At 33.9% G+C, this 18,887-nt stretch carries 17 protein-coding genes and 1 pseudogene; 6 read left to right on the top strand and 12 right to left on the bottom strand.

Annotated features, from left to right (window positions below):
- Positions 1-38: 38 nt before the first annotated feature.
- From ACI6MV_RS03385 to ACI6MV_RS03370, 4 genes are all read right to left on the bottom strand, one after another.
- Positions 39-1,190, bottom strand: a complete 1,152-nt coding sequence (locus ACI6MV_RS03385; protein ID WP_407268516.1) for a copper resistance D family protein — start codon at positions 1,188-1,190, stop codon at positions 39-41.
- Positions 1,191-1,205: 15 nt separating this feature from the next.
- Positions 1,206-1,871, bottom strand: a complete 666-nt coding sequence (locus ACI6MV_RS03380) for a copper resistance CopC family protein (protein ID WP_407268515.1) — start codon at positions 1,869-1,871, stop codon at positions 1,206-1,208.
- 645 nt (positions 1,872-2,516) lie between these two features.
- Positions 2,517-4,895: a heavy metal translocating P-type ATPase gene (locus ACI6MV_RS03375; protein WP_407268514.1), complete on the bottom strand. Its 2,379-nt coding sequence runs from the start codon at positions 4,893-4,895 to the stop codon at positions 2,517-2,519.
- A gap of 69 nt (positions 4,896-4,964) precedes the next feature.
- Positions 4,965-5,894 carry a cation diffusion facilitator family transporter gene (locus ACI6MV_RS03370; protein WP_407268513.1) on the bottom strand — a complete coding sequence of 310 codons (930 nt, stop codon included), beginning with the start codon at positions 5,892-5,894 and terminating at the stop codon, positions 4,965-4,967.
- A gap of 289 nt (positions 5,895-6,183) precedes the next feature.
- On the opposite strand from ACI6MV_RS03370, the gene ACI6MV_RS03365 reads away from it, so the two are divergent.
- The gene (locus ACI6MV_RS03365; protein WP_407268512.1) at positions 6,184-6,924 is read left to right on the top strand and encodes a ZIP family metal transporter; all 741 of its coding nucleotides are present in this window, start codon (positions 6,184-6,186) and stop codon (positions 6,922-6,924) included.
- A gap of 66 nt (positions 6,925-6,990) precedes the next feature.
- A complete protein-coding gene (locus ACI6MV_RS03360; RefSeq protein ID WP_407268511.1) occupies positions 6,991-7,119 on the top strand; it encodes a hypothetical protein in 129 nt (42 codons plus the stop codon).
- A 437-nt stretch (positions 7,120-7,556) separates the two neighbouring features.
- Here the strand turns inward: ACI6MV_RS03360 and ACI6MV_RS03355 are convergent, their stop codons facing one another.
- The 6 genes and pseudogenes from ACI6MV_RS03355 to ACI6MV_RS03330 form a co-directional block, all read right to left on the bottom strand.
- Positions 7,557-9,698, bottom strand: coding sequence for a heavy metal translocating P-type ATPase (locus ACI6MV_RS03355; protein ID WP_407268510.1), 2,142 nt, complete (start codon positions 9,696-9,698; stop codon positions 7,557-7,559).
- The gene (locus tag ACI6MV_RS03350; RefSeq protein WP_407268639.1) at positions 9,688-10,059 is read right to left on the bottom strand and encodes an ArsR/SmtB family transcription factor; all 372 of its coding nucleotides are present in this window, start codon (positions 10,057-10,059) and stop codon (positions 9,688-9,690) included. Before ACI6MV_RS03350 ends, ACI6MV_RS03355 begins: the two co-directional genes overlap by 11 nt.
- A 410-nt stretch (positions 10,060-10,469) precedes the next feature.
- Positions 10,470-11,284: pseudogene (locus ACI6MV_RS03345) on the bottom strand (ZIP family metal transporter).
- Between the two features lie 466 nt (positions 11,285-11,750).
- Complete coding sequence (locus tag ACI6MV_RS03340) at positions 11,751-12,116, bottom strand: hypothetical protein (protein ID WP_407268509.1); 366 nt, start codon at positions 12,114-12,116, stop codon at positions 11,751-11,753.
- Between the two features lie 57 nt (positions 12,117-12,173).
- A complete protein-coding gene (locus ACI6MV_RS03335) occupies positions 12,174-13,535 on the bottom strand; it encodes a peptidoglycan DD-metalloendopeptidase family protein (RefSeq protein ID WP_407268507.1) in 1,362 nt (453 codons plus the stop codon).
- 131 nt (positions 13,536-13,666) lie between these two features.
- Positions 13,667-14,563, bottom strand: a complete 897-nt coding sequence (locus ACI6MV_RS03330) for a COX15/CtaA family protein (RefSeq protein WP_407268506.1) — start codon at positions 14,561-14,563, stop codon at positions 13,667-13,669.
- Between the two features lie 257 nt (positions 14,564-14,820).
- Here ACI6MV_RS03330 and ACI6MV_RS03325 point away from each other — a divergent pair, with 257 nt between their 5' ends.
- From ACI6MV_RS03325 to ACI6MV_RS03315, 3 genes are all read left to right on the top strand, one after another.
- Positions 14,821-15,330, top strand: a complete 510-nt coding sequence (locus ACI6MV_RS03325; protein WP_407268505.1) for a hypothetical protein — start codon at positions 14,821-14,823, stop codon at positions 15,328-15,330.
- Between the two features lie 174 nt (positions 15,331-15,504).
- Entirely contained in the window at positions 15,505-16,263 is a 759-nt protein-coding gene (locus ACI6MV_RS03320) for a helix-turn-helix domain-containing protein (RefSeq protein ID WP_407268503.1), read from the top strand.
- A 46-nt stretch (positions 16,264-16,309) separates the two neighbouring features.
- Positions 16,310-17,008 carry a transglutaminase-like domain-containing protein gene (locus ACI6MV_RS03315; RefSeq protein ID WP_407268502.1) on the top strand — a complete coding sequence of 233 codons (699 nt, stop codon included), beginning with the start codon at positions 16,310-16,312 and terminating at the stop codon, positions 17,006-17,008.
- A gap of 390 nt (positions 17,009-17,398) precedes the next feature.
- Here ACI6MV_RS03315 and ACI6MV_RS03310 read toward each other — a convergent pair whose 3' ends face one another.
- Positions 17,399-17,605 (bottom strand): capping complex subunit for YIEGIA, encoded by a 207-nt coding sequence (locus ACI6MV_RS03310; protein WP_407268501.1) that lies wholly within the window; start codon positions 17,603-17,605, stop codon positions 17,399-17,401.
- A 4-nt stretch (positions 17,606-17,609) separates the two neighbouring features.
- Positions 17,610-18,515: a YIEGIA family protein gene (locus tag ACI6MV_RS03305; protein ID WP_407268500.1), complete on the bottom strand. Its 906-nt coding sequence runs from the start codon at positions 18,513-18,515 to the stop codon at positions 17,610-17,612.
- Positions 18,516-18,717: 202 nt separating this feature from the next.
- Between ACI6MV_RS03305 and ACI6MV_RS03300 the strand changes: the two genes are divergently transcribed.
- On the top strand, positions 18,718-18,879 hold the full coding sequence (locus ACI6MV_RS03300; RefSeq protein WP_407268499.1) for a hypothetical protein: 162 nt from the start codon (positions 18,718-18,720) through the stop codon (positions 18,877-18,879).
- Positions 18,880-18,887 lie beyond the last annotated feature (8 nt).

Genomic DNA, 18,887 nt, shown 5'->3' with positions numbered 1-18,887 from the left:
TACTAGACTGTCATTCTAAACCAACCATGATAATCAATCTATTGAATCCCTAACATAATACCAAAATATACAGTTAATACCATTAACAGAGAAGAGATGGAAGATACAAAAACAGAATGTCTTTTTACTGCTGCCAGAATTGTAATAATCATAAATAGAACACCGATTAAAAATAGTAAGTAACTCTCTAAACCAAAAGAAATCATTACATTATAAATACCTGTTTTCTCTGCGTTTTGAATTGTACTTATAAATTCTCCATCATATATTGTAGTAAAAATTGGCGATGCACCATAAGCTTTTATTAAGCTATACAATTGATGAGGTGGCCATGACTGCCCCATAAATGCGGTTAATCCAAATACTACAAAGGCATAAATACTTTCTAGTCTTGCCCATTTCAGCGGGTTGAAGGATTCCTGATTATACTTCTTTCTAAAAAGAATACCATTGATCACTGCAAATATAATAAGTGAAATGATAAATATATGTTTAAATAATAATGCTTGTCCATAATTAACAACGAGACTATTTTGATACTCTTGGAGAATAGACGCATCGGGATTATTATAAGAGTTAATATCTATCCCCATAGTAAAGTAACCTGCAACAATTGTTACCACTAAGCATACTATTGATGTCGGTGTAAACCACTTTAAAAATGGCATCCAATTTTCTTTACTGACCGCAAACCAACTCACCACAAATAGTATTCCAATCCACACCGTAACAGCCAAAAAGTGAAGAGAATGGAAAAGAAAACCTTGCCATTCCGTAATAGTTGCTGCATGGCTTGATTTTGTATAACCTAGTAACATTAACAATGTAAGGAATAAAGCAAGTCCAATAAGCCGTTTATCTGATGCAAAGCTTTTAGTAATTAAAACACGTATAAGTATAGTTGTAATAACTAAAATAAATAGCCAAGATTTCCCTACCTCAAATGTTAGTAATATACTTTTAAATATAAACAAAAAATTCTGATCACCGTTTAGAATTTCCGCGGTACTAATAACTGGTAATAATGCAGTCAATGGAATCAAACCTACTGCGGTATAAAGTAACTTCTTATTTATCTTTAATGGGGGTTTTTTGTTATCAGGAATAAGCAATAGTATACTCGTTCCAACAATCACGGAGAAGCATATATATAGTATTAATTCCGTTAAAGAAACTATAAACATCATCATTATATAATCATCCTTTTATTTTTTACTCTTAGCAAATAATAGCCATAAAAAGAGTGCCACTACTAATATAGAAAATATGATTATTATTCCGTATACAAGAAATGAAGATTCCCCCTCATCTTTTGTATCCTTAGTCACAGCGTTATCACTAGCAGTGTCCACATCCTCCTGTGTGCTTTGGTCCAAGCTTTCCTCATTTGTTTGTTTTCCTTCATCCACTGTTTCTTGTGTCTCAGTAGGATCTGTTGGAGTCGTGTTCTCTGTTTGCTCTTCTTTGTTTTTATCTCCAGCATTTTCTGTTTGCTCATCGTCATCCTGGGCTGCTATAGTAAATGAGTACTCCCCATCAATGATATGTCCGTCTGCACCAAGAATTTTCCATTTCACCTGATATATACCTGCGTCCAACTCATTAAAAACACCAACCATCGTGTTATCATTTATCTTAACAGAGTTTGGTTGAATTTTTGTTTCATTATTTTTAACCACATAAAGCGTACTTCCATTTTCAACTTTTGTGTTGAAGGATAGCTCTATATTTGTAATAGGACTTTCCAACTGTGCTCCATCTTTTGGTGTCGCTATTTCTAATACTGAATGAGCATTTACTGTTTTTATTTGTAGTAAACTAAATACTAACAACCCAATTAACATGATAACTCGTTTCTTTCCTTTAGTCATACTATCTTCCTTTCTCTTATTATTTTACGCTTCTATAAATAACTTAGAGGACGTTGTTTAGATCTTTAATAAATGACTTAATAGAAATTCGTTTTATTTCTTTAAAAGTGTATCCTGTTAAGAAATCATAGATATTATAATCAGCTTGGAACTTGTCCCCAAATTCTTTTCGGCGCGATGGTTTATCCACTTTTGGATCGATTCTAAACGAACTAATTGTACACCTTCTATACTGTTTTGTTTCATTTTACATTAAAGACTAGACATGTTTCCTGTCATTGGTGGACAAGTATTGGATATCCATTAATTTCCTTTTAAATCTTCTAAACTCAGATTTCTGCTTTTTAAAAAGGTTGGACTTGCTCAGACATATTTCCATCTATTTTTAGTCCACAACCTGAGACCATACAATAAGCAAAATAGTGAAATGATTGTTTTCACTGTGTTCATCACCTTTATAGTGTAAAAAGTATTAAATGCTAATCATACCATGAAAAGCAGTATACATTTATTTAATAAAAAAAGTGTCATAAAAGTGTCAAAATCAGGTATAGATCTTAGACAAAAATATTGCCTCCAACGATTTACAATTGGAGGCATATACAACTTGTTTTAAATTACTAACACCACTTTTCCTCTGTCTTACTAATTATTTCTTAGAACTCTCATCGAATTTAGAACTGCTAATAAAGTAACCCCGACATCTGATATGATTGCCTCCCACATTGTCGCTAAACCAAATGCACCTAATAAAAGAACGATCGCTTTAACTCCTAAGGCTAAAATAATATTTTGCCAAACAATTTTTTTCGTATATTTTGCTTTTTTGATTCCCACCGCTAATTTAGATGGTTCATCGGTCATGATCACCACATCAGCGGCTTCAATAGCTGCATCTGATCCTAAGCCACCCATGGCTACACCAATATCAGCTCTTGCAAGAACTGGCGTGTCATTAATGCCATCACCAACGAATATAGATTTCTCACCTTCAAGCTTTTCACTATCTAACGCTTCCATTTTTGCTACTTTCTCATGCGGCAATAGTTCTGCATAAAATTCATCAAGTTGAAGCGCGTTACTAACTTCAGTGGCAACTGCCTTTGAATCACCTGTAAGCATAATTGTCTTTTTTACACCTAAAGCTTTTAATGCTTTCATTGCTTCTAATGCATCTTCTTTTATTTCGTCTGAAATAATGATATAACCAGCATATTTTTTGTTCACTGCTACATGGACAACTGTCCCAATTTTTGTTGGTTCAACGTACTCAATGTTTTCTTTATCCATTAGTTTCTTGTTACCTGCAAGGATATGACTACCATCTACATCCACTTCTATGCCGTGACCTGAAACTTCATTATAATTAGAAATAACCTCACGATTTACTTCTTTGTCATATGCATTTAATATTGAAGTTGCAATTGGGTGATTGGAATGGACCTCAGCGAAAGCCGCATACTCCAATAACTTTTCCTTCGTGAAATTACCTTCAGAGTGTATATCGGTAACTTTAAATACCCCTTTTGTTAACGTACCTGTTTTATCAAAAACAGCATACTTCACACTATTAAGGCCTTCTAGATAATTTGCACCTTTGACTAATATCCCTTGTTTTGCTGCACCACCAATTCCTCCGAAGAATCCTAATGGTATAGACACAACGAGGGCACACGGACAAGAAATAACTAAGAAAATTAATGCTCTATAAATCCATTCTGAAAATGTTGCTCCTGTTAGTATTAATGGCGGAATAAAGGCAACGAATGCAGCAATGATTACTACTACCGGCGTATAATATCGTGCAAATTTCGTTATAAAATTCTCTGTTGGAGCTTTTCTACCACTTGCATTTTGCACAAGATCAAGAATTTTACTAACTGTAGACTCCGCAAAGACTTTTGTTACTTCTACTGTTAACAAACCATTTTTATTAATAAATCCTGATAGCACTTCATTACCAGCTTTTACACTTCCAGGAACTGATTCCCCGGTTAATGCAGAAGTATCAACAGTTGAGCTTCCTTCTAGTACTTTTCCATCTAATGGAACCTTTTCACCAGCTTTAACGATAATAATATCTCCAATATTCACTTCTTCCGGACTAACTTTCTTTTCTTCCCCATTCACTTTCAGATTTGCATAATCTGGCCGAATATCCATCAAATCACTAATAGACTTTCGAGATCGGTTAACCGCTAAACTTTGGAACAGTTCGCCAACCTGATAAAAAAGCATAACCGCAATACCCTCTGGATACTCACCAATCAAGAAAGCACCTATAGTAGCAAGGCTCATTAAGAAATGTTCATCAAACACTTGCCCACGCGTGATGTTTTTGACAGCCCGCCATACAATATCTCCACCAATCAGTAAATAGCCAACTAGAAAAAGTGCTATTTCAATTGTTGGTATGAATTGTCCAAATAATGGGATTGCTGTAATGACAGCACCAGCTACTAATCTCGTTAAGAGTGGCTTTATTCCTCCGTCGCCATGATCATGATCATGGGCATTATTATTGTCATGACTTTGATTTTTCTGAAATTCTATCGGTTTAATATGCGGTTCTAACCGTGTAATCGTTTGTTTTATTTTTTCTGAAATAGAATCTGTCTCGGAAGGATTACTAAAATCAACGGTTAACTTCTTAGATACAAAATCAACAGTTGAGGTTGACACGCCATCCATCTTACCAACTTCTTTTTCTATTTTGGCCGCACAGCTAGCACAATCCAAACCTTCTAAAACAAACACTTTATTCGATGTTGAATAATTACCTTGATTTTTATTTTTCACATCGATCGCTGGTTCTAATTTCCCGATCACTTTCCTCGCTTCATTAGATACCTCATCTTGTTTCTGTTCATCTAATTCAAATGAAATAGTCTTAGTTGCGAAATTAACCGAACAGTTCTCAATACCTTTCACCTTTGAAACACCATTCTCAATCTTTACTGCACAATTTGCACAGTCAAGACCGTCGAGAACATATTCTTGTTTCACTTTCTTTGCTGCTTCCACAAGTATCTCCCCCTCCATTTTAGTTTTGAAAATTCACTACTCTTTACTCTCCCATCGCAATAATACTTTTTAATGATGATGACTGTGGGACCCCTGTTCTTCTATTTGACACATTATGGAATCATCGTGAGGATGTTCCTCGTTCTCCACTTGAACAGTTACATGATCAATACCTTGATGTTCTAATTGATGTTCAATTGTTCTCAATAATTTTTGAGTTTCTCGAATAGTAATATTTTCCCTAACTACCACATGACAGGAAAGTGCATTCTGTCCGCTAGTTATGCTCCATACATGTAGGTCGTGAATATTTGAAATTCCATCTACTTTTTGCAATGTATTAATCAATTCATCAATGTCAACATTTTTTGGAGTACCTTCCATTAATACATGAACAGCATCTTTTGTTACACGCCATCCACTAATCAAAACAAGAATGGCCACAAGCACACTTGCAAGCGGATCTGCCCAACCCAAACCAAAGAACATGATTAATAATGCAGCAATAATTGCACCTACAGAGCCAAGCATGTCACCAATCACATGAAGAAAGGCCGCTCTTAGATTTAAGTTTTCTTCTGTATCACCACGCATTAATATCCAAGCGACAAAAATATTAACCAATAGACCAATAATGCCTATGATCAACATACCTGTGGACGCCACCTTTGGCGGATCAACAAAACGTTGATATGCTTCGTAAAAAATATATAAAGCGATTAAAACAAGTGTCACTCCATTAAAAAGAGCCGCAAGTATTTCAAACCTTTTGTAACCGTATGTCTTACTATAGTTTGCTGTTTTTTCTCCTAAGATAAATGCGACTAATCCTACCCCTAAAGAAACTGAATCACTTAACATGTGTCCAGCATCTGACAATAAGGCCAGACTATTTGTTATAAAGCCCCCGAGTGCTTCTACGATCATGTATCCTGTTGTAATAATAAAACTAATCATTAACGCTTTTTTGTTAGCACCGTGTGAATGATCATGTCCCATTCTAAAAAAATCCTCCTAACATCTATATATGAATATATTATCATATATGTGATTCACTAAAAGTATTTTCTAATTTTTTAAATATAAACAACATTTTAATTTTAAACACGTTGTCTTGAAGAAATCCTTTTATCCGCCATCTAATTGTTATTTTTTCCTTGCAGAAAAAAATTATTTTAAAAATAAACAGTAAACTTCCGCTAATTACATTTCATATTATCAAACAACTATGTATAGGCTTGTATAAGTGAATATTTTAAAATCCAGGTAAATAAGGAATGATAAAAAAGTGAATATACAAACGATGGTAGAATTAAGTATTTTTGCATTGGTAGGATTAATACTAGGAGGGGTTTTAGGATGGATTATAAATAAATTTGTCAAGCAAGTGAACAAACTTTATGTATATTCAGGATCCCTTGTTTTAGGACTTATCATATTTGAGGTAATTCCTGAATCAACCGGGACTTATGATCAGTTTGGGTTACTAATCAGCATTCTATTAGGGATCGTATTCATGCACGAAATACACCTACTTACCGAATCCTTTCACATAGAATCGAAAAAAAATAACGCTATTTCATTCGGTGCCTTCTTTTTAGTAATTGCGATTGCTATACACAACTTCCCGGCTGGCATAGCAATCAGTTCCAATTGGATCAATAATCAATTATCCAATGATCTCACTGCATCCTTCATAATCCATCAAATACCTGAAGGACTTGCTTTATTTCTATCGCTAGTGAGTGCAAGTAGTGCTCTCTACTCGATATTTTCTTTTATTACATTCTCATTTCTTATCGTTTCGTGTTTCTTTTTAGCCCTACTTTTAGGTGAGCAGAGTTTTTTTCAAGATAATCGTCTTAGAGCTATATTTATGGGTATTTCCATTGGTTCTTTAAGTTACGTTAGTGTTTTTGAATTAATAGCTAAGCCGTATTCCAAATTAAAATTTTCTCATTTCGCACAGTTCCTAAGTCTTGGCATAATTACTGTTTTGTTGTTTATGGAGTTTATTCAGGTTCATTAGCTACAACATTTTATATTAACTAATTGACATTTTAATACCACTGCCATGAGTATAAGAGGTAATTAGATGGCTGATCATGTCAAAAATGAAAATAAATATGGAGTATTAGATGAAGAAACAATATTTGTAATCTTTCAATTATTTAAAGCATTAGGAGAACCCACAAGGAACAACCCTTTGTTATGCACACGATGATGAACATGTAATAAACTTAACTAGAGCATACGATTAAACACGCTTTACATCATTAGTTGTGATTGTATTAATGCGATAAGTACTTGAGTAAATTTCATAATTACCTTATACAGCTATCTTCATCCATATATAGTTAGGAGACGGTTTAATCCGACTATATGGATGAAGATAGCTAAAAATCAGTATTATGAAATTGACTAACTTGACTATAAAATAGCGTATTGCTTATATTTTTCAAAAAAGAAAGACGATCATTATAACGGGTTCCGTTACCTATCGCAAAACTTGAAATTACGCCATCAAATGTACCTAAAATTGCATAGCGAATTTCACCGTATTTTTTCTTCTATTTATTTTCAATTGCTTCTTCAACTAAGCTCCCTTTAAGAGTAGTGAATTTCAATTGTTATTAAAAAGAAACTTGAAAAACCAATTCCCTATCCTTTAACTCTTAATAATCGAAGTCCATTTAATGTAACAAGTAATGTGGCTCCCATATCAGCGAAAATTGCCATCCATAGTGTTAACCATCCTGGAATAACTAATATTAACGCTAATAATTTAATGCCTAGAGCAAATGAAATGTTTTGTTTAATGATTTGAAGTGCTTTTTTACTTAATTTAATCGTAAATGGGAGCTTTTCTAAATCATCTGCCATTAAAACAATATCAGCCGTTTCAAGTGCGGTATCTGTTCCAGCACCCCCCATTGCAATACCAACGGTTGAAGCTGCTAGAGCTGGTGCATCGTTTACACCATCACCAATCATGGCAACATTTTCTTCTTCACTTCGTAATTTTTTTATATATTCAAGTTTTTCTTGTGGCATAAGCTCTGCTTTTATTTCATTGACACCAAGCTTTTTACCAATCGCTTGAGCCGTTGCTTCGTTGTCACCCGTTAACATCACGGTTTTCTTAATACCCATGTTATAAAGCTTTTGAATTGCTTCTTTACTTGTTTCTCGAACCTCATCAGCTACGGCAATAAGCGTTAAAATTTCATTCTCGGCACCTAATACCATCACGGTTTTTCCTTGCTTTTGAAGGTCTTTAATTTGATTTTTCAATTCACTTGAAACGCCTGAATCAAGAACTTCTTCAAATAAGCGAGGACTACCAATATAATAAAACGTGCCATTAACACTTGCCTTTACGCCTTTCCCTGTAATTGAAGAAAAATTTTCAATAGTTAAAGCATCAAAATCAACCTTATCATTATCAGCTTTTCGCATAATCGCTGAAGCAAGTGGATGACCTGACCCTTTTTCTAAAGCTGCGGCAATTCCTAACATTTCTTTTTCGTCTTTTTGAGCTACTTGAACTATATCTGTAACCTCTGGAACACCTTTAGTTAATGTACCTGTCTTATCAAAAGCAAATGCAGTTAAAGCCCCTGCTTCTTCTAAATGAATACCACCTTTAATTAAAACACCATTTTTTGCGGCATTTCCAATCGCCGTAACGATGGAAACAGGAGTTGATACAACTAAGGCACACGGACATCCAACAACAAGAACAGCTAACCCTCTATAAATCCATTCGCTCCAATCTGCCCCCAGCAATAAAGGTGGGACAACTGCTAATCCTAAAGCAAATAAAATAATAGCTGGTGTATAAATTTTTGCAAATTTATCTACAAAAGCTTGAGAAGGTGCTCTTTCTGCTTGTGCTTCTTCAACAAGGTGAATAATCTTTGCAATCGTCGTATCTTCAACACGCTTTGTTACTTTGACTTCTAGAAGTCCTTCATCATTTAATGTTCCAGCAAACACTTCATCATCAATTGATTTCGTAATAGGAACAGATTCACCTGTAATGGTTGCTTGGTTTATCGTTGATTCTCCTTTAACAACAACCCCGTCCATTGCAAGCTTTTGCCCTGGCTTTACAATCATGATATCATCAACTTGAATATCTTCAACTGCAACCATCATTTCTTCATTTCCTCTTCGAATAAGCGCTTCTTTTGGTGCAATGTCCATTAAAGAACGAATTGACTGTCGCGCTTTATCCATTGAGTAAGATTCTAGTGCCTCACTCACTGCAAACAAGATGACAACAACTGCACCTTCTCCCCATTCACCAATAGCTGCCGCCCCAATAACTGCAACAGTCATTAGAACATTCATATCAAACTGGAATTGGAAAAGATTTTTCAACCCTTTAATAAACAGTGTGTATCCAGCAAGTAACATGGAGGCACCATATAACAAAATCGATTGTGTACTTTCTTCACCAAATTGTTTACCTAATAACCAAGCAACGATAATAAGCACGGTTGAAATCATGACACGAATGTTTTCTTTTTCTTTCCAAAATGGTGTTTTTTCCTCTTGAACCTGTTCGTTCTCTGGTCTAAGTTTTAAATTCTCAAAAGAACCTGCTTTCTCTAACTCCTCAATGGTTGCTTCTCCGCTTACAGAGACTTTTGATGCACCAAAATTTACTTTTGCATCTAGAACACCAGATATTTTTTTAACATTTTGTTCAAATTGTGAAGCGCAACTTGTACAAGTAAAACCTTGAACCCGATAAACTTTTTCGTCTTGCTTCTCCATGTCTTTATCATTTGCCATTCGAAATCAACTCCTTTTGATGTGTTGAAGCAAGAAGTAATAATTGCTTTACATGCTCGTCATCTAAAGAATAAAAGACTAATTTCCCTTCTTTTCGATACTTGGCTAACCCCATATTACTTAGCATTCTTAAATGATGAGAAGTCGTAGCAACCGATGAATCAATAATATTCGCTACATCACAAACACAAAGTTCTCCTTCTTGAGATAAGGACAAAACAATTTTCGCACGGTTTTCATCTGCAAGAACTTTAAACATCTTCACAACTCCCGATATATCTTCTTTTTCCATTTTTTGTTGAACTCGATTGACCTTTTCTTCATCATAACAATAAATTTCACAAGTATCTTTTCGCATTATTGTCACCCCTCCTTATTCAAATATTCGTTTGAATATAGTTTTATCCTACAACATATTCTTTGTTCATTCAAATGTAAATTTGAATATAAAATAAAAAAAAAAAGGAATTTAGTTAGTTGTTAAATTTCACCGACAAAATGTACAGCAAATTGCTTACTAATATGCGACTGAAAATGTAGGGGCACAATAGCCGTTGTACCCTTACAATTAAGCCTGCAATTTACCATACAATTTTAATGCAGTTTCCATAAGAAATCCTTTTAAACCAACAAAAAATGACCACCAAATCAGCCTACAATTTGGTGGTCATTTCAGCTCACATTTTGAATGTTTGCGATAGGTAACGGAAACCGTTACGATCCTTACGTCTTCCTTTTTTTAAATCATGTAACAATGAACTGTCTATTTCTTCACCCTAATGCAACATCCAGAATCATCATTACAGTAAATCCTACCATCAAACACATAGATGCAAGATCTTTATTGCCATTTTCCTGAGAACCCGGAATAACCTCCTCCGCTACGACAAAAATCATCGCTCCTGCAGCAAAGCTTAATGCAAACGGTAAAAGTGGCTCCATTAAAGTTACTGCAAGGACACCTATTACTGCGGCAATTGGCTCAACCATACCTGAAAACTGCCCATACATAAAGCTCTTTCTACGTGACATTCCTTCTCTGCGCAAAGGCATGGAAACTGCTGTACCTTCCGGAAAGTTTTGAATACCAATTCCAATAGCTAATGTTACTGCGGCAGCTAATGATGCTTCTGGAAAACCAGCGGCAACCGCTCCAAATGCTACACCAATCGCAAGTCCCTCTGGAATATTATGCAAAGTAATGGCAAGAACTAGTAGCGTACTTCTCCTCCTTCTATCCGGATGAATACCTTCAGCAGTGTTCGGTTCTGCGTTTGGATGTAAATGTGGGATAAGCTTATCTATACCCCAAAGAAATATTCCTCCTAGCATAAAGCCTATTGCTGCTGGAAACCAAGCCGGCTGTGCATCACTCTCTGCCTTGTCAATAGCTGGTGACAGTAAAGACCAAAAGCTTGCTGCAATCATAACGCCACCAGCAAAGCCAAGCATTCCATCTAAGAGCTTTTGATTCATTGTTTTCGTGTAAACACCAGTGCAGCTCCAAGTGCAGTCATCCCCCATGTAAACAAGGTTCCAACTAATGCTTGTGTAACGGGATTTAAAGTGTTAAACATATCTATCATGTTGTTTTCCCTCCTAATTAATTAATTAATTTATGATAAAGATTACCTCCAGTTTTAATTTATAACTTTATATAAGATTCGAAAATACGTACATTTAAAAATACTACGGCTAATACCTGCTTCATGTTTTATAACTGTTTCATGTTAATGCGTATTTTTTATTTAGTTTGTTAGTTTTCAAAATGATATACCTTCATCATTACTTTACTCTTTCCTTAATAGCAACATGAGTCCCTAAAACATAACTTCATACAATTATTTTTCACTTGGGAAACTTTTACCCAAAACTACTGTATTTGTTTATCTGAATATATGTTACAATTCAAAAATTCATTTTAATTGAGATTTATAATTTGTTAGACGAGGATTTGTGTATGATAGGATCCCCAGAATTTAGGGAAAGAGAGGTTTTAAAAGACCACTGATAATTTACAGTGGTCTTTTGTCTTTGACTTGCTAATAATTCTTAATTCTGTATTACAATCCTGTTTGCCACGAGATGTAATAACAATAATAATATAAGGCTAATCCCCAAAAATAGAAAACTAGAACTAAATGGGATATTAATAAACAACAATTGCTGGATACTTGTTACAATTGCAATAACAACCATGCTAATGGTTGTATTTATTAGGAGAACCTTTATATTACCTAAGTTTTTTATTAATTTGATCATGACTAATGAGATAAACCAGTAAAACAAAACGGTTAGAGTCATAATTAACATGTCATCGAATGAAGTTGCCGAAATAATGCTAGTTAAATAGGTGGCAAAAATAAATAACGCAATATAGATTGGTACACAAAAATATTTAAAAAGCTTGATAGACATTTGATTCCCTCTTTTAAGTATCACTTTCTTATAAAATTCTATTAATACATTTGTTTGTTAGTTTGCATAATCCTGCAAATCTTTTAGACGTCCATTTTTATAAAGCTCAATATGCAGATGTACACCTGTAGAGTTACCAGTTGTTCCCATCACACCCATTTTTGTTCCTTTTGCAACTGTTTGACCTGGTTTAACATTGATGGATTGTAGGTGAGCATATATTGTCTTATATCCATTGTTATGATCAATTACGATTTTATTACCATAACCGCCATCCCAACCAGTAAAAGTAACAGTGCCATTATCGGCAGCCAATATCGATCGATCACTGACTCCCGCAATATCCGTACCTTTGTGAATTGTTCCCCAACGAGGTCCCATTGGGCTGGTGACAATCCCACCTACAGTTGGCCAACTGAAATCACCAGTACCTCTTGACGGCACTACCTTTGTTCCTTCAATTACAATTTCCTTAACAGGTTGCTTCCTAATTTCTTCTTTGATTACTTCCTTACTACTATTGGTACCATTCTTTTGTATTATTAAATAGGTTACAGTTTTTTCCCCTTTAGTTCCATTTTGCTTAATAGTAGATTCGCCTTTAAACATTGCATCACTTTTTATTATTTCTGTTTCATAAGGAATGTCTTCATTGCTGGTCAATTTTTGTTTCACATTCACGTCCAACAACGACTTATAATCTGTGACATTTATTTCTTGTCCGATTTGCAGAACTGTGTCTTCACTGAGATTTGGATTGAGTTTTAGAAGTTGTTCTGTTGTTAGTGCATATTTAACAGCAATTCTACTTAAAACATCATCTTTTTCAACAATATGAATCCTGTCCTTCACAGTTCCTTTTGTGATATATTTTATTGCTTCTTTGATTTCTAACACTTTATCCGGTTGTATCGTTGCTTGACTTAGGATCGGTTTCTCTGAAAAAGAAACCTCGATTAGCTCAGAATTTTCATGCTTATTTTTGACATACTTGTTTTTAATTGTTTCTAAAACCTTCTCAGCATAATCATCATTTTTTACGTATAACGCATATTTACCAAAGGCAAGCTTAGTTGCTTCTGTTCCTATTTGAATATTACTTTTAATCCAGTCCTCAATATACTTATCATTTGTAACAGGTCTGAAAGTCATTTCCTGTATAAAATTAATATCCTGCGCAGGAACTAAAATATCGTCTTTATATTGTTGTTGTTGTTCTTTTACTAATTTATTAATTGCCTTTTCTACTATACCTTTATCACTAACAGTTCCAATGTATTCGCTATTAATTGAAACATGATATATAGTTGATAGCTTTGTAGAATCTGATTTAGCATGCACAGTTAAATTAGAAAAAACAGAAATCATGATAAACAAAGAAAATCCCAAAAGTAATTTACTTATAAAATCTATATTCATTTCTAACACCTCTATACCATGTTTCAATTTCATTTACTAGGACTGTTATATACTAACATATAACAACAAATTTTGCGGTTGATGTTACACAACTGTAAATATTCCGTAAAATGTTGGCAACAACACTAACATTAACTAGTTGCTAAAAATGTTCCAAAATATGATCTGCCAACAAGATACGCCCCTTGAGCAACCGTTAGTATAACAATGATCATATGTACAGACGAAGAAAGGTCGCTGATATATGCCAATTGTGTTATATATCCGGTTAATCCATTAGTAATTACTAACAGGAAAAAAACAACAGACTCTTTAACTAATAATCCATTCCTGGTAGATAAAAACAGGATAAGCCCTGCAGTTATTAAGATAATAGTATTATATATACCGTGAATAGAGTATATAAATTGTGAAAAAGTAAAAGATTCAATTAATGATTCATGAACTACTATATTACTTGCTATTTTACTTGCTCCACTATGCTTAAAGAAAGCACCTATTAACACTTCAATAAAATAAAGTGAAAATACAACCAGTGCTGGTTTAAAAATCACTCCATATTGATTTGTCACCTTCCACTTCTCTTGCCCATCAAATTCACTTTTTCTATCAAGTGCTACCTCTAACAAAATAATACTAATTAATAAAACTAAGCTTACAGTAACGTCAAACGTTGTAAAACCAGGAGGAGTTCCCAATAATACATTCATCCCACCGATAGATCCTTGAAGAAGTAACAGCATTACTGAAGTTATTGACAATATCTTAACTGTAAGAAGGCCTGTTTCACTTTTTCTCCAAGCCACTATTGCGTTAATTAAAATAACAAATCCTAAACAACCCGTGAATAACCTATGAGAATATTCTATAAGCACTTTATAATCTGTGAAACTCGGAATAAAGTTCCCATTGCATTTAGGCCAATCGGTACCACATGCATCTCCTGCTTTTGTTGCAACTACTAAATTTCCTAGAACAAGAGCCAATATAGTTAAAACGGTAGTAAATCTAGCAAATCGGAATCTCATTTTTTTCTCCTATCTTAGAGTCTATTAACTCTCTTATACATCTCCTATTTACGAAATGTAATGTAATGAATCGTTCTATGTAGATATACTATTGCAAAAAGTTATCATGCAATTTAATATATAAACATGAGTATATGCTCATATTCCACTTATATAAAATAACAACATACTATTAATAATGCAACCAGTAACAAGAACGATAAAAATCTCATCCTTCGCTTTTCAAATCGTTAGTAACAAAATAAGGAGTGCAAAAAATGCTTAAACATGTAAAACAGATAATATTTTTAATGATTCCAATGCTAGTTATTGGATGTTCATCCCCTACTGCCGAAGAAACTATGTTAGAAGTTGAAAGTGTTACTCAGGAAAATTTTAATAATGTGAAACCTAAGCCCAATCAAGTGACAGAGATATACTCCTATTTTCTTCCTTCAGAGATGACAGTAGCAAATGACCTTGAAAACAATATTGTCTTAGAGCAAGGTGATAACATTATTGCAGTATTTTATGACTCATTCATAACACCAAACAGCGAAAAACTATATGAAGAAGAAAAGAAAAAAGATAAGAAACCTGTCTTGATAAAAAAACTTAGTGAAAATCCTACTGGCTTTGTGAAAGTAATAAAAATTGATGGAGGTCTTTATGAATTAACTGTTGGTCTTGGTGGAGTGAAAGCCAGCACTATCACTGAAATAAACCAACTATCAGACCAAGCAAATAGTTTATCCAAATTAGTGAACTCATTTGAATTTATGGATTAAGATTGTATAGCATGTAATAAACACGGACAAAAAATAGCAATAACATATGAATTTTTCGAAACTGAAAATAAAAACGTGTCTAAAGCCTGATTCTGCTCTCTCTAGTCTAGCCTTGCCTTGCCCCATAAGAGTCAAGGCACGAAACAAAGTACAAAAGAAAAGGTTGTGAGGCAGTTGAATGATATATTTATGATTGGACAAAATTTTGGTGCTATAACAAATAGCATAAAATCAGACCTACATAGTCATTGGTTGTTACAGTTGTTTGTTAGTGCTAATGGGAAACTAGTAATCAATGTGGATGGAGAAGAAATTAGTTGCAAAGCAATTGCTGTTAATGCAAATATAATCCATGAGTTTTATACGGAAGACTTGATTCATTTCACAATGTTAGTACACCCAACAAGTCAATTAGGAAGATCTATGCGTACATACTTTCTAAAAAATAACCCTTATTATATTCTTAGCGAAGATAGAGCCGTCGAATTACAATTGTTATTATTAAATACTGTTCTTATTAAGAAAAGTAGCAACTATGCAGATTTAATTAAAAGTGTTGTAAGTTATTTCGATAATGATACACTTACTGCATTTGATCCTAAAATCAAGACTATAATAAAAATGATAGATTCCTGTGATTCTGAAAAGACACCTCTTCGTGTGAAATATCTTGCAAAAGCAATGTATTTGTCTGAGAGCAGGATCTCTCATCTCTTCAAAGAAGAGACTGGAATTCCGCTGAAAAGTTACATTGTTCTTCACAATCTTCAAAAGGTGTACCAGAAGATTTTTAATGGTGAAAGTATTACGGATGCAGCCATAGCGTCAGGATTTGACTCATCTGCTCATTTTGCTTTTACCAATAAAAAAATGACAGGTATGTCAGCAAGAGATATTATAAAGGATAGCAGATTTTTGAAAGTAAGTTTATAAATACGTTTGTACAATATGACTATCAAGATACAAGGAGGTCATATGTATGAAAGAATATTTGCTGGCTACAGATATGTTGGATTATGAATGTACTTTGATACAGCAATTAGTGAAGAATAGAAAATGGAAAGATAAAGATGAGTTTCATAAGATACTAGATATATATAATTTTGTTAGGGATGAAATAAAATTTGGTTATAATGTTGACGATAAAATACCTGCAAGTAGAGTGCTAAATGACGGATATGGGCAGTGCAATACAAAAGGGACATTGTTTATGGCTTTGTTAAGAGCAGTAGAAATCCCTTGTCGAATTCACGGATTTACGATTGACAAGGAACTACAAAAGGGAGCAATGACAGGCCTGATTTATAGGTTATCCCCTAAAAACATTGTGCATAGTTGGGTGGAAATATTTTTTGAAGGAATGTGGTTAAATATCGAAGGGTTCATCCTTGATGTCCCTTATTTAAATAAACTTCAAGAAAAGTTTTCGGAATGTGATGAAGGCTTTTGTGGTTATGGTGTAGCTACCAATGATTTTAAAGAACCACAAATTTACTGGAATAAAAATGATACCTATATACAAAAAGAAGGAATTAATCACGATTTTGGTATTTTTGATTCACCGGATAAATTCTTGAATAAGCATAGTCAAGAACTGTCCCCAATTAAAAAATGGTTTTATCAGTATATTGGTAGAAAGGTTATGAATCGAAATGTATCTAAAATTAGAGAGAGCTAAAATAACAAAAATACAATTGTTCATAAAGAGTTACATGCTGCTAAGAACTCACCAAGTAACTCAAACCTAAACAAATTAATCCACGAGATAGATGAACTCAGGTTATACTAAGTTCATCTTTTTATATGAAGCATCTACACCAACCTAACTAGTAAAGAAATAGAGACTAATAATTTGAATACCAAAAAATCCTTCTTCGTGAACCACTTCTTTCTAAAGAAAGCTTTCTTTCCATACAAATCCTCAAAAAGAACTTGACGTCCTACATAATACATTTCCTTTAATCTATAGAAAATTTTGAACTACTACATATTCATATGTCAACTCATTTGATTTGACTTTTTAAAGACTTGAACTTTTTGCTCAAGTCTTTAGAAGATTAACACGGAGTTAAACTCTAATTACCATTTGATCACCATTTGTTAATCGAACGACATCAGCTTTTAATCCCTTGGCAATATCAACAGTCATTTCCTTTAAATCCTCCTCACTATTAGCTAGAAGAGATAAACAGGAACTTGATAGTACACGTTCTTTATCCATCGTTACGTATGCTAATATTTGATAATCAGGCTTCATAGACGACTCTCTACCCATGTTACTAATCTCCTTTCATTTTCGTTTTCATTACACTGTGAGATTTTTTAGCGCTCTCTAACAGTGGACATTTATTAACAACTTCTATTAACGCATCAATGTCGTCTTTTATGGGAACGAGAGCAATAACAATACGCCCTTGTTCATAATCTTTTCGTGTGAAATGGTATCGTTTGTTCCCTAGAGTCCTAGTAGCTTCAAACAATGCCGCTTGTCTTTGTCCGAAATTATCTAAATTAATTCGAAAATGTTCTTCTTTCGGATGGATGACAACTGCAATTCCTTCTTGTTGAAATAGCTTTTCGGCGTTATCTGTACCAAGAATATTACTCACATAGATTCCATCAACAAATAAATTGGAGTCTTTCACTTCTACCTTGCCTTCCTTTACCAACGCTATATCTCCTATTGTTTTTCCTTTAGAAAAACGATTTAACATATATAAGACAATAAAACCCATAATAATCCCTGAGAAACTATTTATAATCTCAGTAAATGGTAAGATGGTAATCGTCAAGGAAGTAGCTAGTGCCGTTATAAAAGCAATATAATTTCTAGCTTCAAACGTTTTTGCTATTCCATCAATATAAGCATTACCACGATAAGTATATTCTGTGTTCTCTAAGTCGCTAAGACTTTCTTTTTCCATTTTTCGAACATCTCTAAATTGTTGTAAAGCTAAAGTTAAAAAAGTTACTGCTACAAAATTCTTACTTAGTAAAGCTGGTATAGCCACTGCACCAAGCGATGCCGCCACAAATCCAGTAATGGCATGTATTAAATAGCCGTTTGGATAACTGGGATACTGGCGATAATCTTCTTTTAAATTGATTAATCTTGCAATCGTTCCAACCATAATCGCAATAACGATTACGGTCATATCCTCAAAAGCTAAACCTTCACCATTCACTATTCTCTCCTCCTCATGCATCCTCTTTCTAAGTTTCCAAGCAAATCAATTAATATGTATAAAAAGAGTATGATACTTTTACATGTGTATCATCCTTTTCCATATTTTTACTCAGAATAGTCTTAATGCAAATAGGTTTCACATTTCAACAATTCTTCCACTAATGAAGGTGTAGCTTCACTTATTTACGTGTTGACACATGATGGAAGTATTATTGTTAAAAAAGAATACATTCTGTAGTAGCACATTTATGGACTTTGGAGCAGCTACTCTAATCGTTTACTTCGTTTCTATGTTCTTTTTTAATGCAGACGTAACTTTCTTAGGCGCATTGATTCCCGGATTTTTACTAGCAATCACCTAAATACCACT

Source organism: Radiobacillus sp. PE A8.2 (assembly GCF_045635475.1).
In the GTDB taxonomy this organism is placed as follows: domain Bacteria; phylum Bacillota; class Bacilli; order Bacillales; family Amphibacillaceae; genus JBJGXI01.
This window is presented reverse-complemented; position numbering and strand designations above follow the sequence as displayed.

Excerpts from the sequence above, each read along its gene's own strand:
- ACI6MV_RS03330 (WP_407268506.1), bottom strand. The coding sequence starts at position 14,563 with ATGAGATTCCGATTTGCTAGATTTACTACCGTTTTAACTATATTGGCT.
- ACI6MV_RS03360 (WP_407268511.1), top strand. The coding sequence starts at position 6,991 with ATGGCTGATCATGTCAAAAATGAAAATAAATATGGAGTATTAGATGAA.
- ACI6MV_RS03380 (WP_407268515.1), bottom strand. The coding sequence starts at position 1,871 with ATGACTAAAGGAAAGAAACGAGTTATCATGTTAATTGGGTTGTTAGTA.
- ACI6MV_RS03335 (WP_407268507.1), bottom strand. The coding sequence starts at position 13,535 with ATGAATATAGATTTTATAAGTAAATTACTTTTGGGATTTTCTTTGTTT.
- ACI6MV_RS03340 (WP_407268509.1), bottom strand. The coding sequence starts at position 12,116 with ATGTCTATCAAGCTTTTTAAATATTTTTGTGTACCAATCTATATTGCG.
- ACI6MV_RS03385 (WP_407268516.1), bottom strand. The coding sequence starts at position 1,190 with ATGATGATGTTTATAGTTTCTTTAACGGAATTAATACTATATATATGC.
- ACI6MV_RS03310 (WP_407268501.1), bottom strand. The coding sequence starts at position 17,605 with ATGGGTAGAGAGTCGTCTATGAAGCCTGATTATCAAATATTAGCATAC.
- ACI6MV_RS03300 (WP_407268499.1), top strand. The coding sequence starts at position 18,718 with ATGGAAGTATTATTGTTAAAAAAGAATACATTCTGTAGTAGCACATTT.
- ACI6MV_RS03325 (WP_407268505.1), top strand. The coding sequence starts at position 14,821 with ATGCTTAAACATGTAAAACAGATAATATTTTTAATGATTCCAATGCTA.
- ACI6MV_RS03315 (WP_407268502.1), top strand. The coding sequence starts at position 16,310 with ATGAAAGAATATTTGCTGGCTACAGATATGTTGGATTATGAATGTACT.
- ACI6MV_RS03355 (WP_407268510.1), bottom strand. The coding sequence starts at position 9,698 with ATGGCAAATGATAAAGACATGGAGAAGCAAGACGAAAAAGTTTATCGG.
- ACI6MV_RS03370 (WP_407268513.1), bottom strand. The coding sequence starts at position 5,894 with ATGGGACATGATCATTCACACGGTGCTAACAAAAAAGCGTTAATGATT.